The sequence below is a fragment of the Rhizobium sp. NPDC092011 genome (assembly GCF_044756305.1).
In the GTDB taxonomy this organism is placed as follows: domain Bacteria; phylum Pseudomonadota; class Alphaproteobacteria; order Rhizobiales; family Rhizobiaceae; genus Rhizobium.
Genome location: NZ_JBIVSO010000016.1, coordinates 67,180 through 84,971 on the forward strand (window position 1 = coordinate 67,180; position 17,792 = coordinate 84,971).

The 17,792-nt window shown below is 54.1% G+C and carries 15 protein-coding genes and 2 pseudogenes; 6 read left to right on the top strand and 11 right to left on the bottom strand.

Going from position 1 to position 17,792, the window contains the following annotated elements; all coding sequences use genetic code 11:
* The first annotated feature begins 386 nt into the window (after positions 1–386).
* Both ACIQJ2_RS33155 and ACIQJ2_RS33160 read left to right on the top strand, forming a co-directional pair.
* Positions 387–1,523 (top strand): mannitol dehydrogenase family protein, encoded by a 1,137-nt coding sequence (locus ACIQJ2_RS33155; RefSeq protein ID WP_400675781.1) that lies wholly within the window; start codon positions 387–389, stop codon positions 1,521–1,523.
* Between the two features lie 134 nt (positions 1,524–1,657).
* Positions 1,658–2,668: a zinc-binding alcohol dehydrogenase family protein gene (locus tag ACIQJ2_RS33160; RefSeq protein WP_400675779.1), complete on the top strand. Its 1,011-nt coding sequence runs from the start codon at positions 1,658–1,660 to the stop codon at positions 2,666–2,668.
* A gap of 51 nt (positions 2,669–2,719) precedes the next feature.
* On the opposite strand, the gene rfbD is transcribed toward ACIQJ2_RS33160, so the two are convergent.
* The gene (gene rfbD / locus ACIQJ2_RS33165) at positions 2,720–3,613 is read right to left on the bottom strand and encodes a dTDP-4-dehydrorhamnose reductase (protein WP_400675777.1); all 894 of its coding nucleotides are present in this window, start codon (positions 3,611–3,613) and stop codon (positions 2,720–2,722) included.
* Positions 3,614–3,902: 289 nt separating this feature from the next.
* Here rfbD and ACIQJ2_RS33170 point away from each other — a divergent pair.
* Positions 3,903–4,897 (top strand): annotated as a pseudogene (locus ACIQJ2_RS33170) (IS3 family transposase); the annotation flags it as partial.
* A gap of 26 nt (positions 4,898–4,923) precedes the next feature.
* On the opposite strand, the pseudogene ACIQJ2_RS33175 reads toward ACIQJ2_RS33170, so the two are convergent.
* A pseudogene (locus tag ACIQJ2_RS33175) lies at positions 4,924–5,067 on the bottom strand (transposase domain-containing protein); the annotation flags it as partial.
* A 124-nt stretch (positions 5,068–5,191) separates the two neighbouring features.
* Between ACIQJ2_RS33175 and ACIQJ2_RS33180 the strand changes: the two are divergent.
* From ACIQJ2_RS33180 to ACIQJ2_RS33190, 3 genes are read left to right on the top strand one after another with little or no spacing between them, the layout of a single operon-like run.
* Positions 5,192–6,433, top strand: coding sequence for a site-specific integrase (locus ACIQJ2_RS33180; protein WP_400675775.1), 1,242 nt, complete (start codon positions 5,192–5,194; stop codon positions 6,431–6,433).
* Positions 6,430–7,353 (top strand): tyrosine-type recombinase/integrase, encoded by a 924-nt coding sequence (locus ACIQJ2_RS33185; RefSeq protein WP_400675773.1) that lies wholly within the window; start codon positions 6,430–6,432, stop codon positions 7,351–7,353. The genes ACIQJ2_RS33180 and ACIQJ2_RS33185 overlap by 4 nt, the downstream gene beginning before the upstream one ends.
* Positions 7,350–8,351 carry a tyrosine-type recombinase/integrase gene (locus ACIQJ2_RS33190; protein ID WP_400675771.1) on the top strand — a complete coding sequence of 334 codons (1,002 nt, stop codon included), beginning with the start codon at positions 7,350–7,352 and terminating at the stop codon, positions 8,349–8,351. The genes ACIQJ2_RS33185 and ACIQJ2_RS33190 overlap by 4 nt, the downstream gene beginning before the upstream one ends.
* On the opposite strand, the gene tnpC is transcribed toward ACIQJ2_RS33190, so the two are convergent.
* The 9 genes from tnpC to ACIQJ2_RS33235 all read right to left on the bottom strand — a co-directional run bounded on the left by tnpC (position 8,234) and on the right by ACIQJ2_RS33235 (position 17,763).
* Positions 8,234–9,886, bottom strand: a complete 1,653-nt coding sequence (gene tnpC / locus ACIQJ2_RS33195) for an IS66 family transposase (protein ID WP_400675769.1) — start codon at positions 9,884–9,886, stop codon at positions 8,234–8,236. The two genes, ACIQJ2_RS33190 and tnpC, sit on opposite strands and share 118 nt — an antisense overlap.
* Before the next feature lie 71 nt (positions 9,887–9,957).
* Positions 9,958–10,314: an IS66 family insertion sequence element accessory protein TnpB gene (tnpB, locus tag ACIQJ2_RS33200; protein WP_233943286.1), complete on the bottom strand. Its 357-nt coding sequence runs from the start codon at positions 10,312–10,314 to the stop codon at positions 9,958–9,960.
* A complete protein-coding gene (gene tnpA / locus ACIQJ2_RS33205; protein WP_400675767.1) occupies positions 10,311–10,751 on the bottom strand; it encodes an IS66-like element accessory protein TnpA in 441 nt (146 codons plus the stop codon). Before tnpA (ACIQJ2_RS33205) ends, tnpB begins: the two co-directional genes overlap by 4 nt.
* A gap of 36 nt (positions 10,752–10,787) precedes the next feature.
* A complete protein-coding gene (gene tnpA, locus ACIQJ2_RS33210) occupies positions 10,788–11,135 on the bottom strand; it encodes an IS66-like element accessory protein TnpA (protein ID WP_400675765.1) in 348 nt (115 codons plus the stop codon).
* A gap of 43 nt (positions 11,136–11,178) precedes the next feature.
* The gene (locus ACIQJ2_RS33215) at positions 11,179–11,355 is read right to left on the bottom strand and encodes a transposase (RefSeq protein WP_400746707.1); all 177 of its coding nucleotides are present in this window, start codon (positions 11,353–11,355) and stop codon (positions 11,179–11,181) included.
* 335 nt (positions 11,356–11,690) lie between these two features.
* Positions 11,691–12,206: a GNAT family N-acetyltransferase gene (locus tag ACIQJ2_RS33220; RefSeq protein WP_400675763.1), complete on the bottom strand. Its 516-nt coding sequence runs from the start codon at positions 12,204–12,206 to the stop codon at positions 11,691–11,693.
* A gap of 141 nt (positions 12,207–12,347) precedes the next feature.
* A complete protein-coding gene (locus ACIQJ2_RS33225) occupies positions 12,348–15,047 on the bottom strand; it encodes a glycosyltransferase family 4 protein (protein WP_400675761.1) in 2,700 nt (899 codons plus the stop codon).
* Between the two features lie 4 nt (positions 15,048–15,051).
* On the bottom strand, positions 15,052–16,908 hold the full coding sequence (locus tag ACIQJ2_RS33230; RefSeq protein ID WP_400675760.1) for a hypothetical protein: 1,857 nt from the start codon (positions 16,906–16,908) through the stop codon (positions 15,052–15,054).
* Between the two features lie 48 nt (positions 16,909–16,956).
* Positions 16,957–17,763: a class I SAM-dependent methyltransferase gene (locus ACIQJ2_RS33235; protein ID WP_400675758.1), complete on the bottom strand. Its 807-nt coding sequence runs from the start codon at positions 17,761–17,763 to the stop codon at positions 16,957–16,959.
* Between the last annotated feature and the right edge of the window lie 29 nt (positions 17,764–17,792).

Below are 17,792 nucleotides of genomic sequence, written 5' to 3' on the forward strand. Positions count from 1 at the left end.
TGATCCTGCGGGCACCAGGCCTGGTAGCGAACTGGATCTCGCCCGCCCAATCACCTGAAATCAGCGCCATGCCCCCGCCTATCGCCACATTCCTGCGGCGCCCCTGGGGATCGAAGGCGGACCGCGCATCAGGAGGTGGATATTCACCAGCCCATGTTCGCCACACTGGGCATGATCACGCATTCTGGAACGCATAGTCTTGAACGCTCCCTCTTGTTGAGAGCATCGCATTCTTGCGTCTGTTCTTACCCATAAAAAACATTTGACTGCCATCGATATCTGTTTTCTATAGATAAAAAACAGATATCGATGGATTGCGTGGTGACTGCAGGTCAGCGCAATCGAGCAAGCACGGAAATCGGTATTGCAGCTATGGGGATCTTTGCGTGAGCCCGCGGATTGTTCAGTTCGGCACCAGCCGCTTCCTGCAAGCACATGCCGCATTGTTTGTGCATGAGGCGAGGCAAGCCGGCCAGGACGTCGGTCCGATCACAGTCGTCCAGGTTTCTGGCGCCACAAGCCGGAGCGGACGCGTGAAGGCCTTCAATCATCCAGACGGCTATCCCGTCGTTATCCGCGGCATGTCGGACGGGCGGCCAGTCGATCATAAGGTACAGGTCACGAGCGTCGAAAACGGTCTGTCCGCGGCCGAGCATTGGGAGGCGCTGGCAACGCTCTTCGCCACGGATGCCGAATTCGTTATCTCCAACACCGGCGACACCGGCTATCAGACCTCGCCAGAGGATGATGGATTCGACGGGAAAGGCGAAGTTCCGCGATCCTTCCCCGCCAAACTTGCAGCGCTTCTGTTCCGGCGTTGGCTTGGATCCGGCCGTCCGCTCGTCATCCTCCCTTGCGAGTTGATAACGGCCAATGGACGCGTTCTCAAACAGGCGGTCATCGAATGCGCGCAGCGCAACTCCAGCCCAACCGAGTTCCTTGCCTGGCTCGACGAACATGTCGCCTTTGCCGAGACGCTCGTCGACCGGATTGTTTCAGAGCCGATCGAACCGATCGGTGCCGTTGCCGAACCCTATGCGCTCTGGGCGATCAAGCGCGCGCCGGGCGTCCGTCCGCCATGCAATCACCCCAGCATCATCCTGACGGACGATCTTGAGCCCTACGAGCGCCTGAAGCTGCACATTCTCAATCTCGGCCACACGTTCCTTGCGGAAGTCTGGCTGCGCGGGAACCGGCCTGCCGATGAGACGGTGTGCGCCATTCTGGCAGACGATCAGATCCGTCAGAGGCTGGATACGGTCTACCGAAACGAAGTGGTGCCGGGCTTTGCCGCGAGGGGCATGAGCAATGAGGCTCAGGCCTACATAGCGACAACCCTCGACCGTTTCTGCAATCCGTTTCTCAATCATCGCATTGTCGACATCAGCCAGCACCATGTCACAAAGGTCGATCGCCGCATCCGATCGTTCCTCGAATGGGCAGATAAAGCCGCCGACCGCCTGAGTGCGCCTGTGCTGAGAGAAATCGCCGCCCGCTACCCCATGGAAGAGGCGACGCAATGATCGTTTCGGTCCGATACGCTCGCGGCTACTCGGCATGGAGAGCATCAATGGAGCGCTCGACCCGCCGCCTCGCGAGCCCAACCAAGCAAATATATTGACATCAATGCCCCTTGGTCCTTTGAGAGTACATCGTCATGAAGACACTGATCTGTAACGAACCCGGCAAGCTCTCCCTGATCGAGCGCGACGTTCCAACGCCAGCCGCAGGGGAAGTGTTGGTACGCATCAGGCGGGTCGGCATTTGCGGCACGGATTACCATATCTATCAGGGCAAGCACCCCTTTCTTGAGTATCCGCGCGTCATGGGCCACGAACTCTCCGGCACCGTCGAGGATGCGAATGGTTCCAGCCGCCTGAAAAGCGGCGAGAATGTCTACATCGTCCCCTATCTCGCCTGCGGCAACTGCATCGCCTGCCGTCGCGGCGTGACCAATGCCTGCCAGAGCCTTCGCGTTCTCGGCGTCCATTGCGATGGCGGCATGACCGAGTTCATCTGCGTACCGGAGCAGAATGTAGCCTCGGCCGGCAAGGCGTCGCTAGACGACGCTGCGATGATCGAATTCCTGGCGATCGGCGCCCATGGCGTCAAGCGCGGCGGCATCACCGCCAGAGATCGCGTCCTCGTCGTCGGCTCCGGCCCGATCGGCATGTCGGCCATCATCTTTGCCAAGGCGCGCGGCGCAGACGTCACCGTCATGGACATGCGCGAAGACCGCCTGGAATTCACCCTCGCTTCACTCGGCGCCGACCGCATACTGATAGCCAATGACGAGGCGGAAGCCAAAGCAAAGCGTCTGACCGATGGCGACTTCTACGATGTGGTCATCGACGCGACCGGTAACGCACGCGCCATGCAACGCGGCTTCGGCTTCGTCGCCCATGGCGGTCGCTATGTGCTCGTCGGCGTCGTCCGCGACGACATCACCTTCTCAGATCCGGAATTCCACAAGCGCGAAGCCACGCTCTTTGCCAGCCGGAACGCGCAGCCGGATGATTTTGCCGAGGTCGTAAGGCAGATGGAGAGTGGCCGGGTGCCAACGGCGGCATTGAACACGCATCGTGGTTCACTGGATGATGGGACCAGGTTGTTTCGCGAATGGCTTAGGCCCCAAGCCAATGTCATCAAAGCTATTTTAGAAGCATGAAGTTGATCTACATAACTGTAGCTGGCTAAGCGATCATTTCGCTGCGGGAGCTTAAGAACTTACCAGTTCGCTGATAAATTCGTTGACTGATAATTCCCACGAGGGAAGAGAAAGACCAAAATTGTGCCGAAGCTTCGAACAGTCCAATTGAGAGTTGGCCGGCCGTTTAGCCCGCGAAGGATATTCTGCGGTCGAAATTGGGATAAGTTTATCAAAAGTAACCAAAAGCTCAAAATTTTTGGAGGTTGCCAGGCGGATTATATGCTCGGCGTAACGGTACCATGACGTGCTCCCTTCCGCAGCTACGTGATAGGTGCCCAATTTACAATCGCTTAGGCCATCAGCAGCGCGTTCGACCATCATCTTGGTAGCATCTGCAACCATTGCAGCAGAGGTAGGAGCCCCCACCTGATCAGCAACGACACTCAAAGAACTGCGCTCCCTCGCTAACCGAAGGATGGCCTTTGGAAAGTTTTCCCCATGCAAACCGTAGACCCAGCTTGTCCGCAAAATCAAATGCCGAACACCTGACGCTCGGATAGCTTCCTCTCCCAACCACTTCGTCTCGCCATAAACCGATTGTGGATTTACCTGATCATCCTCGGTATATGGCGAAGTTTTCTTGCCATCAAAAACGTAGTCGGTTGAATAATGTATGATCATTGCATCATGGTCGGCGGCGTAACGTGCCATAATGCCGGGTGCTACGGCGTTTACCGCCATAGCCTGATCCCTATTACTCTCCGCATGATCCACGGCCGTATACGCCGCCGAATTAACTATGATTTTTGGCCTGTATGTTCGAAGAGCACCTAAGATGCTCGCCTCGTCAGCAAGGTCCATTTGTGAGCGTGTAAGCATCCGCACTTCGCCAGAAACGCCAAAGATACGACCCAACTCAAAACCAATCTGGCCGTTGATACCTGTGACCAAAATCGCACTCAAATCTGAACCTCTCCACCGTTTATTCCAATGCAACACACCTCTGGTCGGCTCGCAACACTGAACTTCACTGCTTTACCAAAACTACGGTCAATGCTTTTCCCTTACGGGCTGGTAGCTCGCCTTGCAAGTGGTGTAAACCCATGGATGTTGGTTTCAGCTCCGAACTGACAGAGTGTGACCTTGCCCCCAAGTTTTATCCAGTTTTGAGTTCGTGACCTGCTGATGTGAACCCTTCAAACTGGACCAGTTTTGGGTAGAGTTTTCCCGGCTGGAAAAGGAACGGAAAACGATGAAGGCATCGCAGTTTTCGGACGCACAGAAGGCGTTCATTTTGAAGCAGGGTGATGAGGGTGTTCCGGTCGCAGAGATCTGCCGCAAGGCTGGAATCAGCCAGGCGACCTATTTCAACTGGAAGAAAAAATACGCCGGTCTGTTGCCGCCGGAGATGAAGAAGCTGAAGCAGCTCGAGGATGAGAATTCGCGGCTGAAGAAGATTGTCGCGGACCTGACGCTCGACCGTGAGATGCTGTAGGACGTCATTCGCCGAAAGCTCTAAGGCCTGCTCGCAAGCGGGAGATGGTAAAGGGCATGTGCCGGGATTGGGCGATCTCGATCCGGCGTGCCTGTGGGGCGCTGAACTTCGATCGGTCAACCTACCACTACACCTCTCGTCGTGCCGATCAGGCCGGTCTGGAGCGTCGTATCCGTGAGATCTGCGAGACCCGTGTCCGCTACGGTTATCGTCGTGTGCAGGTGCTGTTGGAACGCGAGGGTTGGTGTACCAACATCAAGCGGACCTACCGCATTTACAGGGACTTGGGCCTACAATTGCGTAATAAGACACCGAAACGCCGGGTCAAAGCCAAGCTGCGGGAGGATCGGCAAATGGCAGTCGGTCCGAACGATGTCTGGGCTATGGACTTCGTTCACGACCAACTCGCGACCGGCAAGAAACTGCGGGTGCTCACGGTGGTGGATACCTTCTCACGCTATGTGCCGGTGCTCGATCCGCGGCACAGCTATCGAGGTGAAGATGTCGTGCAAACCTTCGAACGAGTATGCCGCCAGGTTGGCTATCCCAAGACGATCCGCGTCGATCAGGGAACCGAGTTCGTGTCTCGCGATCTTGATCTCTGGGCCTATGCCAAGGGCGTCACGTTGGACTTCTCACGCCCTGGAAAACCGACCGACAACGCCTTTACAGAAGCGTTCAACGGCCGCTTCCGCGCCGAATGCCTGAACCAACACTGGTTCCTGACACTTGCGGATGCCCGCGAAAAGATGGGTAACCCTGCGGTCAGGGCCGCGGATCAGGCCGCTTTGTGTGCTGCAGCGGTCGAAGGGCTCCAATTCCATGGGAGCAAGTCTTCGAGCCGCGTGACGGGCATATCCGCAATGCGAGATAGAACATCAGCCAGCCAGGCCTGAGGATCAATGTCGTTGAGTTTTGCCGTTTATGCCGACCGGCGAACTATGCCGATTAATCGACTTTTTGCCAACGTTTCCGGCACCATAGCGGTCGCCTAGTCGGTATAGCTTAGTGTCTCTCCGTCGCAATTGACGCGAAGGAGAGGACACATGAACGCAACTGACTATTTGAATCGCAGCGCCCTATATCGGAAGCTGGTCTACGGTCCGTATCGGGAGTTTGCGGGCGTTTACGCTGCCAAAATGTCGAACGAAGGTTTGGGTCGGCAATGCACGTGGCGCTCGCTGAGCCTGTTTCGGGATCTGATGGACTGGCATGTTGGCAATGGACATGCTCCGCAGGATTTGAGCGAGGTTCACGTCGATCGCTTTCTTGAACATCGTTTCAAACACTGGAAGCCCGACTCGGGCGATCGATCAGCGCTCCGTCGCTTGCTTTTGGCGTTACGGGAGCAAGGGTTGATACCAGCCGCGCTTCCGATTCAGCGCAGTAAGCACGAGAAGATCGTCGATGTATTCGGGCAATATCTCTCGACTGAGAGAGGGCTCGCCGCCGCGACAGTGGGGAGCCACAAGCTTCTGTCGCTTCGATTTCTCCGGGAGGTGTGTCCTGCCGGCGCAGACGGGTTTGCGGCGCTCACCCCGGAGATCGTTATCGGTTATGTGGAGCGACACGCGCTCGACGGTTCCGCCGACAGTGGTAAAGCCATGTGCGGGGTCGTGCGTGCCTTCCTGCGCTATTTGCATCTGAAGGGCTTAATCTCGACGGCGCTGGCCGACTGTGTGCCGTCCATCCGCCGCTGGCGACTTGCCGGCCTTCCAACATTCCTGCCGCCGGAGAAGGTGCAAAAAGTTCTCGATGCTTGCGATCGGACGACGGCAATGGGTCGTCGGGACTATGCGGTTCTGATGATCCTTGCCAAGCTCGGTTTGCGCGCCAGCGAAGTTGCCACCCTCAATCTTGATGATATCGACTGGCAGTCGGGCACGATCCTCGTACACGGAAAGGGACGGCGGCAAGCGACTATGCCGCTGCGTCACGACGTCGGAACAGCGATCGTCGCTTATATCCGGCATGGGCGCCCAGCCTCGGCATGTCGGCGAGTTTTCTTGCGAACACTTGCGCCGCATGTGGGCTTTGCCTCCGGCTGCGCCATCACGATGATCGCGAAGCAGGCACTCGAACGGGCAGGCATTGACGGCTATGCGCATCACGGTGCCCATCTTTTCCGCCACAGCCTTGCGACCGACCTTTTGCGGTCGGGCGCCAGCTTTGCCGAGATCGGCCAACTGCTCCGCCATCGAAGCATCGACAGTACAAGGATCTATGCCAAGCTCGATATTGAGAAGCTGCGTGAACTGAGCCTGCCCTGGCCGGGAGGTCTCCAATGAGCCAGCTTCGCACCGCGCTTGAGCGCTACATCGGCATGCGCCAAGGGCTGGGATACAAATATGACGGTCCGGCAAAACGATTGTCGGAGTTTGTCGCTTTCATGGAAGCTCGCGGCGCCGAGACCATCACGAATGATTTGGCAATGGAGTGGGTGACCTCGATGGGACGGCAGCCGAGTTGGTCCATCCGACTGGCTGATGTGCGCTGCTTTGCCCAGCACCTCACTCATTTCGATCCTTTGACGGAAGTGCCACCGAGCGACGCTGTGGCGCCGGCACAGCGGACAAAGCCCTACATCTATAGCGAGATCGAGATTCAGGCACTTTTGGCGGCCGCACTGTCGTTGCCGCCGGCCAACGCCCTGCGACGCTGGACATATCACTGCCTGTTCGGGCTGATAGCGGTGGCGGGGCTGCGCCATTCCGAAGCGCTCGGCCTGCTCCGGGCCGATGTCAATCTCGACCAGGGCGTCCTCACCATCCGAGAGACAAAGTTTGGCAAGTCACGGCTGGTGCCGCTACATGCCACGACAATTGCCGTCCTTTCAGATTATGCTGTCCGACGCGATGTACACCTTGGTACGCCGCGCAGTCCCTATTTCTTCGTCGCCGAACAGGGCGGCAGATTGTTGCATCAATACGTGCACCGCGTGTTCTGGCGATTATCCCGGCAAATCGGATTGCGAGAGGAAGGGAATCGCAATGGCCCACGGATTCATGATCTTCGTCACCGTTTCGCCGTCCAGACCCTGATCAACTGGCATCGCGCTGGCGAAGATGTGGAACGCGAACTGCCGGTTCTCTCAACCTTTCTCGGCCATGCCAATGTTCGCGACACCTATTGGTACCTCTCCGCCACGCCGGAACTGATGAACCATGCCGTACGGCGATTGGATAAGCGCTGGGAGGTACGGTCATGAGACGCACGAACGACCTGGCCGTGCTGATCGAGCGGTGGTTTACAGATCGGCTCATGAAGCATCGAGGTGTAAGTTCCAACACCATTGCCTCCTATCGCGACACCTTCAGGCTCCTGTTTGCGTTCGCACAGACGCGCCTTGGGAGATCCCCATCGCAGTTGACGCTGCGGGATTTGGACGCTCCCTTCATCGGCGCATTCCTGGAGGATCTTGAGACGAAGAGATCCGCCTCGGTGCGGACCCGCAATCTTCGCCTCACAGCCATCCGCTCATTCTTCCGATATGCGGCGTTTGAGGAGCCGGCACATAGCGCTCATATTCAGCGTGTGCTCGCGATCCCCAGCAAGCGATGTGACAAGCGGCAGCTTCAGTTTCTAACCAGGCCCGAGATTGAAGCGATCCTGGACTGTACGGATCTAAGCACGTGGCTGGGGCGCCGCGATTACACTCTGCTATTGCTGGCCGCGCAAACGGGGTTGCGGGTCTCGGAGATCATCGCCCTTGACCGAGACTCGGTAATGCTCGGCCAGGGTGCGCATGTGCAATGCGTTGGCAAGGGCCGCAAAGAGCGAAGTACGCCGCTCACAAAGCTTGCACAGCAAGCCCTTCGTAACTGGCTCAGGGAGCCCACAAAGCGAGGTGCAACGGCTCTCTTTCCGAATATGCACGGTGGCAGGCTCAGCGCCGACGGCGTGCAGGCGCTGCTGAACAAATATGTCGCCAAAGCCCGCCATCACTGCGTCTCCCTTCGCTCAAAGCGGGTATCGCCTCATGTCTTGCGGCACTCCGCTGCCATGGAATTGCTGCAGGCGGGCGTCGATTGCTCGGTGATCGCCCTGTGGTTGGGCCACGAAGCGATGGAAACGACGCTGACCTATCTTCATGCGCATCTCGAACTGAAGGAAACGGCACTCGCAAGGCTGAAGCCGTACGAACGCGCCAAGGCCGAGCGGTTTCGACCAAGCGACCGGCTTTTGGAATTCCTGAACGCCCTCTGAGCATGAGGACTATGCCGAGTGCCAACCAACGGCGACCCGCCGAACCGGCCGGGAACGCACGGTTTGCCGCAAACATTGGAAGAGGCACTCGGCATAGTTCGCCGGTCGGCATAAACCGCCTTATGCCGCGCGCGGCATAAGGCGGTCTCGATGAGTGATGCGATGGTCGCCCAGTGCTCGGCCCCGGCGTCGGAACCCGCGAAGAGTGCGTTCTTGCGATTTAGGGCAATTGGCCTGATCGATCGCTCGACTATGTTGGAGTCGATCTCAATGCGGCCGTCGTTGATGAAGCGGGTCAATCCTTCCCAGCGTGACAGGGTATACCGGATCGCTTCGGCCAGCTTCGTCTTTTGGCTGATGAGGCCGAGCTGTAGGGTGAACCAGGGCGCAAGACTGTCGGTGATCGGGCGGCTCTTCTCCTGTCGGACAGCGCGGCGTTCGTCGTGGGCGTGGCCACGGATATCGTCTTCGATCCTGTAGAGTTCGGCAATGCGCCGTAGCGCCTCAGTGGCAATGGGTGCGGGACCGGCTGCTGCCAGCTCGTAAAAGCGTCGCCGAACATGCGACCAGCAGAAGGCCAGCGAGACGGTATTCTTGGCAGCCAACGGGCGGTAGCCACTGTAACCGTCTACTTGGAGAATGCCGACGAAGCTGTCGAGATGGGTCATCGGGCGCTCGGCCTTGCGATCTGGCGCATAGACATAAACGACACCTGGCGGATCGTTCCCCTGCCATGGTCGGTCGTCCCGCGCATAGGCCCAAAGTTGCCCGGTCTTGGTCTTGCCGCGCCCCGGATCGAGCACCGGTGCTGTTGTCTCATCGGCAAAGAGCTTGGATGATGTCTTCAAGACGTCGAGCAGCCGCTGATGAACCGGCCGCAGATGCCAGGCAGCACGTCCGACCCAATCAGCCAACGTCGAGCGATCAAGGTCTATACCTTGCCGCTTGTAGATTTGAGCCTGACGATAGAGCGGCAAATGATCGGCATACTTGGAGACGAGGACCTGGGCGACGGTTGCCTCGGTCGGAATGCCGCCTTCGATCAGCCGGGCGGGAGCCGGAGCCTGGACGACGACATCCTCGCAGGCCCGGCAGCCGTACTTCGGACGACGAACAACCAGCACCCGGAACTGGGCCGGAATAATGTCCAGCTTCTCGCTGATATCTTCGCCGATCTGATGCAGATCATGATGGCAGTCTGGGCAGGCATGATCATCGATATCAACGACCATCTCGATCCTCGGCAGGTGAGATGGAAGCGAGCCTCGGTTCATTCGTCGTTTGGCGACCCGCGTCTGGCGCAGATCGGCTGAGGCTTGCTCCGTTCCTTCCAGACCATCCGCCTCGACCTGTTCAGCTTCTTCCAAGCCTAAGAGAAGCTGATCCTCGGGAAGAGTTTCGGCGCGGCGACCAAAGCGGTGACGCTGCAATTCCTTGATGATCTGACGCAGGCGAGCATTCTCAGCCTCGCGCGAAAGTACCATCGCTTTCAGCGCGTTCAGGTCATCGGGAAGCTCGTCCACCGTCATCTTCATTTGGCAAGAACAGCATATTTTGCCTCCCAAAACGAGATGTTGGATGTGGCTGATTCAATTGGTCGCGGCTGCTATCCGGCCTGAACAGGCGTGCGCGTTTCGCTCGGCGCATGCACGCGTTTCCAATCCAGCCCCTCGAACAAAGCCGAGAACTGGGCGGACGTCAGATGCATTGCGCCGTCCTGCATCCGGGGCCAATGGAACTCACCATCCTCAAGCCGCTTGGCGACCAGGCATACGCCGCTGCCATCCCAGAAGATCAACTTGATGCGGTCGGTTCGCTTGGCCCGGAATACGTAGATCGTGCCGGAGAATGGATCGGCTCCCATCTCGGCCTTCACCAGTGCAGCCAATCCCTCTGCACCCTTGCGGAAGTCGACCGGTTTGGTGGCGATCATGACTTTCACCGCGCCGGACGGACCAATCACGATGATGCTTTCATGGCCGCAATGACGGCTGCAATCGTCGTGGCGTCAGCACCGGATGCAATCCTGATTGTCGCACCACCAATTTCCAGCTCAATCACGGCGTCGCCGTGAGCCTTCCTCGGTGAACGTGCTCGCCGTACCTTCTTCGGCATGGGCATATCCTGTGCGACGACGGCAGGCGCAAACATCGGTGCCACGTCCGGCAATACATCGAGCGGCTTGCGGGCAAGCCGCCGCCAGGTGAACAACTGTTGCGATGTCAGCCCGTGACGCCGCGCCACCGAGCACACCGTCACGCCGGGCTCATAGCTTTCCGCGACGATCTGCGCCTTCAGTTCGTCGCTCCATTCACGGCGACGACCACTTCCAGTGAAAACCTCAAACCGTCGAACCGGCTCATCATCCTTGGTTTTAAGCGTAAGCTCTGAAATCGACATATGTCTAAGCCCTCTATTCAGGCTCAACATCGTCAATCACAAGATGATCCGGAAGGTGGGGGCAAAACGACGCTTACGCTCGATCGTTACTACGCTCGTCTTCTTGCGCGGTCGTGACGGCGGTGTCGTTTCCACCGGATCAGGCCCTGGTAAACCCGCGACGACGTCAACCGGAATGAATTGCGGCGTGGGCGGCGCTGATATTTGGCAGAGCTGTCTGCGCCATCGGAATAATTGCCCGGAATGGATGTCAGCCGATCGCGCGATCTCCGATACGCTGGCCCCAGGCTCTAACGTCGCCGCGACCAGCCGCTCCTTATCCTCCCGTGACCAGCGCCGTCGCCGCTCGACCGATGTGATAACCTCAACCTGATGCTTCGCCATATGACTATCCCCAGTGCTTGCACTAGGACTTGCAGTCTTCAGCCTACCTCAGCAAGGCGGCCCTCACCGGGGGGCTACAATGGATGTCAGCCGATCGCGCGATCTCCGATACGCTGGCCCCAGGCTCTAACGTCGCCGCGACCAGCCGCTCCTTATCCTCCCGTGACCAGCGCCGTCGCCGCTCGACCGATGTGATAACCTCAACCTGATGCTTCGCCATATGACTATCCCCAGTGCTTGCACTAGGACTTGCAGTCTTCAGCCTACCTCAGCAAGGCGGCCCTCACCGGGGGGCTACGAGCTTACTTCAAAATGGATTATTTCACCGGGGCAAGGTCAGGTCACGGAAAATTCCACCTCCCACCGGCCTAACTTCGGGTGCACTTCACAAAACCGCTGGAGCGAACTCAAAACTGGATAAGACCTGTGGGCAAGGTCATAGGAGAACTTTGAGGTCTCCAATATAAATTTGAAAAAGATTAAATTTTCACACTAAGATTAATGGTGAAAAAACTAGAAATATACTCGGAAACCAACAAAGCATCCAAATTAATTTTATTTTTGGATCACAATCCGCATCTCAATAAGATCATCAACCTCTTTTACACGATCAAATCCGATGCGCTCGTATATGTTGATTGCTCGAGCATTCATTGATTTGACGAACAAATAAACTTGCTGAAAATTGGCTTTTTTTGCTGCCGACAACACAAGCTGTGTAGCCTCCATCCCAAATCCTCTTCCCACCACAGATGAATCACCAATTAACAAGCGACCAAACTCCGCGGTCCCCGCGACAAAATTAGCATCGTACAACGATACCATACCCACCGGTTTCCCCTCCTTGAGCTCAATGACCCAATTGAAATTGTTACAAGTTGCAGCTTGTCGATTGAACCATGAGGTATGCCCTTCTGCAGTAATAACATGCCCGCCAAGAAACCATTTAGCATTCTCCGGATTGTTACGCCAGCCAACGACCAACTCGGTGTGCTGCAAACCCAACGGCGTAAGCCGGCATCTGAGCCCCTCAATATTCGCTTCGAGTACACTTTTATCAACCTGCAACATTAACGCCCCACATTTCATATCCTCGCCTGGACAATGACTAGTCAACTTGAGTAATCGTTGCCTCTGCGTCCCCGACTTCTGCACAAAGCCAATCGTGGCTTTCGCCGCCGAAAAAAGCCGCCGGACCTTCCAAACCCAGCACTAAAAGATACTTTGCAATAGCTTATGATATGACTGAGTCACATAATTAACGCCATAACGCGCCCGGACATTACGCGCAGCATTCAATGCGATCGTCTCTCTCACTTGTGGCGAGTCTACTAGGTATTCAATTGCTTTTCTCCACTCTTCGCGCGAGTTCTCTGTTAGTAGCCCTGTTCTGCCATGACTGACCGAATCTCTATATGGTGCAATATTCGAATAAATCCCTGCGACTTTCGCCGCGCCATATTGCCTGAACTTATTGTCCGTTTTACCGGCATTGAAACGCGTCTGCTCTAATGGAGCCAAACCAATAGTCCAGTTCCGAGAATAGAGAAGGTTTTCAAACTCTCTAATACCTTGAACCTCTTTCCAATACCGATAGCGCGTCTCGTCCGCGAGGCGGGGAAAGAATTGGCCGATGCTCTCTACGACAACGTTTGGGCGCGCACTAATTATCGAAAGAAGGACATCCTCAATCAGTGCGATATCCCCTGCGTGCGTCGAGGTGCCAGCATAGCCAATGCGAACTTCAAATGGCGCTCCGAGCGGACGCGTTGTTTTCTCCAGCATATCGAAATACTCAATATTGCTATAAACTGGCAGTTCTTGAATGCTTGCCACTTTTGGCCGCAGCGTTGCTACTAGTTCTGGCGAGAATGCTACAACGCGATCCGACAAATTCAACAACGAATTAATTCGATCTGCAAAAGAGGGATCCAAACCTCTATCCTCAGCTAGAGCGAAGAGATCGTCGTCGATCATATAGATGACTCTTGCTCCCTCTTTCTTCGCCTCTTGAGCAAAGTGTAAAGTCGTATCCCTCGTTGCTCGCGCGAGCAAAACAACATCGACGCCACGTAGAACGTCAGTTGGCGGAAGGCAATCCTCTAGAAAGACCTCGCTGGAATAACCATATTCCCTCAAAGCATGAAGCGGCCGATGTAACAGCAATTCCGTTGATGGATTAGGGCCATCCCCAACACCAACAACAAAAGGCTTCGCGCCTCGCGAGAGCCTATCGATCTGTGAAGGCCAATACCTCAAGTGATCGAATAAACTGCGAGCAGTCTGCGAAATGATAGAATAGCCGAAACGAGATTTTTCACGCAATAGCGTGTCAGTTCCACTCTCAGTCACGTAATGGGATGGAGAGTTCGCTAGGCTGCGGCCTCCCCTAGCAAACCGAATGTCAAACTGGTGACCTCTGCCATCTAAAAAACGTTCGGGGATCGGAAAGACAAATCCCCTTTTCCCCTCGGCAATACCGGCCGCTTGTAAATCAGGACGAAATATCTCGGCTATGCAACTGCCCACGATGTGGCCGTCAATATATATCTCCAGTTCACTAGGTCCCGCCACTCCCTGATGAGCCCATCCTTTAAGGTAACGTCCACTTAGCAGCTCTTCGAAATTTGACCGATCGTTATCCTGCTCCGGTATCGATGCTTCCGTTGATGCCGATGGCACCTCGACGACTTTTTGAATAGTCGAATCGATGGCAAATTGACCTTGAGGGCTGGCAAACTCCAATCCGAAAATCTCTACGACATTCTCTAGAATCTTATTGTTCCTCTTGGCTACTTTGTGCTCCTCAACAGACGTGGATAAGAGAGCTGTAAATCTCCGTAAAGAGATCTTCCCACTAAACTTCGATCGAACTCGTTTATATCCTCCCTCTCCCAAACGCGCTGCCTCAGCTGGATTTCGTATAAGATAAGAGATCTTTTCAGCTAGCTTATCCGAATCCCCAGCAGGAAACAGTAATCCGCTCCTCTCGTCTTCGATGATCTCAGTCAATCCTCCAACAGACGACGCGACCACCGGCGTGCTCCACGCCATCGCTTCTACTGCAACCATACCAAAAGGTTCTATAAGCGACGGGATCACGACGCAGTAGGAGTTGCGATACACCTTATCAACGTTCTCACTCCGTCCACAAACGTTCACCCGACCGCTAAGGTCATTTATGTGAATAAAATTGGAGACGTAGTCAGATTGCTCGATGTATAAATCCAGGATGCCGGGCTCACCACCGAGCACTACCTTATGAAAGGCTGCCAAGAGTGTTGGAAGCCCCTTGTGTCTCTCCGCGGTACCTAGATACGAAAAAACAATATTCTTATCGTTTAGTGGCCTCTTATTTGGCACGTTCGTCCAATTGTAGATAGTCTCAAAATTCCCGCCACCAGAAAAATGCTGGTAATACAGGCGTGTTGTATCCGATATGCAAACGACTTTATCCGCCGCTGCAATGAGGATATTTTCGCACTGCCGCCTGATAGAACTATCAATTCCTAACCACCAAGATTCCAGTATTCCGTGGCACCAAACAAGGAACGGTTTGTTGATGCGGATAGCAGCAATAGCCCCATCCAATGCCGTCATAGTATTAACAATAATCACATCTGCTTTTATTACAGAAAGAATCCGGGCAATTTCACCCGCATTTCGTCGGGCACTCTGAAATAGAGCTGCCGCATCTTCTCTTTTTAATTCAATGAACCAATTATGCGATGGAATAGGATACCAAGCGATCCGATTAACATCCAAAATCTTAGGGAGAACGCCTAAATGAGGTTCAGGTATAAGAACAGATACCGACCAATTCGGAATTTTAGCGATCGCGCAAGCCAAATTTACAAGCATCTTTTCCGCACCCTGCAAATGCGGAGAATGCGAAATAAGAACTATATGCATAATACTAGCTTTCCAATATCGATTCAATTAATCTTCGAAACTGTGGCGCGACAACCTCAACAGAGTTCTCGGCAGCAACGATTTCTCTTGCTGAGGTAGAAATTTCACGCAGAAGCGCGTGATCGAGCAGTTCTATAATCGCAACCTCCCACTCGTGTGCATCGGCATCGACTGATACAAATTTCCCATTCACTCCGTCCTCAACAAAAGACAGGTAAGGCTCAACCTTACTGTAAATCCCAACCGCACCTGCTGCGGTTATCTCCAGGTATTTGTTAGGGCACTTTGACTGCGAAGTGCGCGAATTATCCAAAGGTGCCAATAATATATCTAAACCTTCTTGGCGTATGTTTTGAATGTAATTATGGTAATCCATCAGGGGCAACCGAGTAATATTTGCATCCGCAAATAGGATCTCATGTTCGGGATGAATACTCCCAAATATCAGTACATCTACTTCTTGTGACCTTGATATCCTAGCAAGTGCCTCAAATGGCGCTGACGTAAAGCGAGCTGATCCAGAATATCCAATCTTGAACCGGCGACTTTGCTCCGGTCTTTCGAAAATCTCAAACCTCGTTAGGTCAACGCTCGTGGGTAAGGAGACAATATTCTTCGCATAGCCCTCAATATCGGAAAGCAATATAGGGTTATAGGTTAGCGTAAAACTGCATTTTTCCAAACAATACTTGAATGTTTGCATGAATTCCGATTCCGCAGCAAAAATTTGGCCATATAAATCCGGCCAATCCTGAGAAACAGAAATCCAATTGTCATCGATCATGTAAAGAGTCTTGATGTTTCTAGCTACACACCGGTCAACTAAGTCTTTTACCGCGGCGACTTTGCCCCTTGAAATAATCACAAGATCAATATCAAATAAATCACTCTCTTCCACGGCTGAATCAAGCATAATTCGAAACGTTGCAAATCCGGAACCCGCGAGCACTTCCGCATAGTTCAAGAAACACAACCAGTTGTGGTGGTACTCCCAGAAGCTACCAGTCAGCAAGATTCGATACGGCGATCTTACCGACTTGCTAAGCTTGGACTGCGAATCCGCAGATCCGGCAACTCTTTTCCCGCAATAAGACGCAACAATTGCTCGATCCGATTCTCGAAGATCGGCCATGAACCGCTTCAACAATTCATCGAGGTCAATTGTTCTAATTCCGCCTCGAGACGTCGCTGTTCTTGGATAGACAATATAACGATGTATTAAGTCGTACGACTTAGCTTTCCTTTCGCCCAAAAAAGCTAGATCAATATCATAATCCACGATGGATTGCGATTTGAACAAGCGGAGCGCCCTTACAATAAAGTCCCAACCGCAGTACTCTCCCAACAATCCAAATTCATCGAAACCTCCCAATAGTGAAATCTGCTCACGCGAAAAGCGAAAATCTGCGAGGCAAACTAACTCTTGATTGAGAACCCATGCGTAGATAAGGCTTGGTGGCGGAGCGTTCGGATACCCGTTACGAACGAAAACCTTGGATCTTAGTACGCAAACTAAATTATCGGCCGCACACCGCTCCTCAGAAACCAACCCACCGCATGGAACGAAGAATGGCAATCGTGGATCCCAGAAGATTACCTCATTGGAGGTCATCACACCTATCGCAGCATTGTATGCCTTCGCGAGGTTGCCGGTCGACACCACTAAGATTTTAAGATTCTCCGTTGTTGGCTTGGCTAGGAGCCATTGCACCGTGGGAGAATGTCGCCAAGCGTCACCCCTAAACACGACTATGACTTCAAACGGGCATTCCTCGCGCAGAACCACATTGAGCAGAGAAAATAAAAAAGGCTCACCGATATTCCGGTCGTCAGGTATTGTAAAAACTACAGACGTCTTCAATTTCCAACCCCAATTGACTGGCGCACAACGCGAGCGCAAAGTTCATAGCTAATTTGCATTTCTCTCCGCGCTTTTCTTGGTATTTCCCTTACTTCTCAGATCGCGCCGAAGAGCAAGTAGCTCTTGCTTCAACTCAAGGACCAAACTCTCGAGCCTTTCGACCCTCGACGGAGCCTGAACCATTTCACAAATCAAATTGGCTGGCCCTGCTTCCTGCTCCATTTCACGACGGGCAACGACCTGGGGAGATTGTATGAAATCAACAGTCTTACTCCATTCAAGTAGCTCTAAATCACTGCAATCTTGTTTGCAAATTACGCAGTGTAGTAGAAAGGAGTCACATACGTCCGATAGCGTCTGCCGCAAAAGCGTGCGCGCTTGTTCGGGAAGCAGGCGGTATGGAGGAAAATAAAAATACTCGGCATGAAGCACTCTGACACTGGCTGCCCAAGTGCTATTATCAGATTGAGCAAGTCCCCATTGTGGACTGCCTGGGAAATCACTGAAATCGCAGCCGGCTATAGATGTTACTGAGTTTGTCCAGAACCTAGCGCTATGCTCATTGAAAGCATTGAGATGATAAAAGTTTGCTTCGTTAAGACGAGTTGCCGAATAGGGACTAAAAATAGTTAAAATAGCTCTATCTTTGCAGACTCTAACTACCTCCGACATCACGCGTTTGAGATCTTCGAAATGCTCCAGCGAATGAGATGCATGAATATAGGCGACGCTATTGTCGGCAAATGGCAAGCCCCGGTTGATGTCACATACAACATCCACACCAGGGAGGGAAAAGCGATCAACCCCTAGAAAGCCATCAAGCTTAACGGATCCGCAACCAATGTCGATTCGCATGCGAAACCTCCATATTGTACAACCTGACC

Excerpts from the sequence above, each read along its gene's own strand:
- ACIQJ2_RS33160 (WP_400675779.1), top strand. The coding sequence starts at position 1,658 with ATGAAGACACTGATCTGTAACGAACCCGGCAAGCTCTCCCTGATCGAG.
- ACIQJ2_RS33180 (WP_400675775.1), top strand. The coding sequence starts at position 5,192 with ATGAACGCAACTGACTATTTGAATCGCAGCGCCCTATATCGGAAGCTG.
- ACIQJ2_RS33185 (WP_400675773.1), top strand. The coding sequence starts at position 6,430 with ATGAGCCAGCTTCGCACCGCGCTTGAGCGCTACATCGGCATGCGCCAA.
- ACIQJ2_RS33190 (WP_400675771.1), top strand. The coding sequence starts at position 7,350 with ATGAGACGCACGAACGACCTGGCCGTGCTGATCGAGCGGTGGTTTACA.
- tnpC (WP_400675769.1), bottom strand. The coding sequence starts at position 9,886 with ATGAAGATGACGGTGGACGAGCTTCCCGATGACCTGAACGCGCTGAAA.
- tnpA (WP_400675767.1), bottom strand. The coding sequence starts at position 10,751 with ATGTCGATTTCAGAGCTTACGCTTAAAACCAAGGATGATGAGCCGGTT.
- tnpA (WP_400675765.1), bottom strand. The coding sequence starts at position 11,135 with ATGGCGAAGCATCAGGTTGAGGTTATCACATCGGTCGAGCGGCGACGG.
- ACIQJ2_RS33215 (WP_400746707.1), bottom strand. The coding sequence starts at position 11,355 with ATGGCGAAGCATCAGGTTGAGGTTATCACATCGGTCGAGCGGCGACGG.
- ACIQJ2_RS33220 (WP_400675763.1), bottom strand. The coding sequence starts at position 12,206 with ATGTTGCAGGTTGATAAAAGTGTACTCGAAGCGAATATTGAGGGGCTC.
- ACIQJ2_RS33225 (WP_400675761.1), bottom strand. The coding sequence starts at position 15,047 with ATGCATATAGTTCTTATTTCGCATTCTCCGCATTTGCAGGGTGCGGAA.
- ACIQJ2_RS33235 (WP_400675758.1), bottom strand. The coding sequence starts at position 17,763 with ATGCGAATCGACATTGGTTGCGGATCCGTTAAGCTTGATGGCTTTCTA.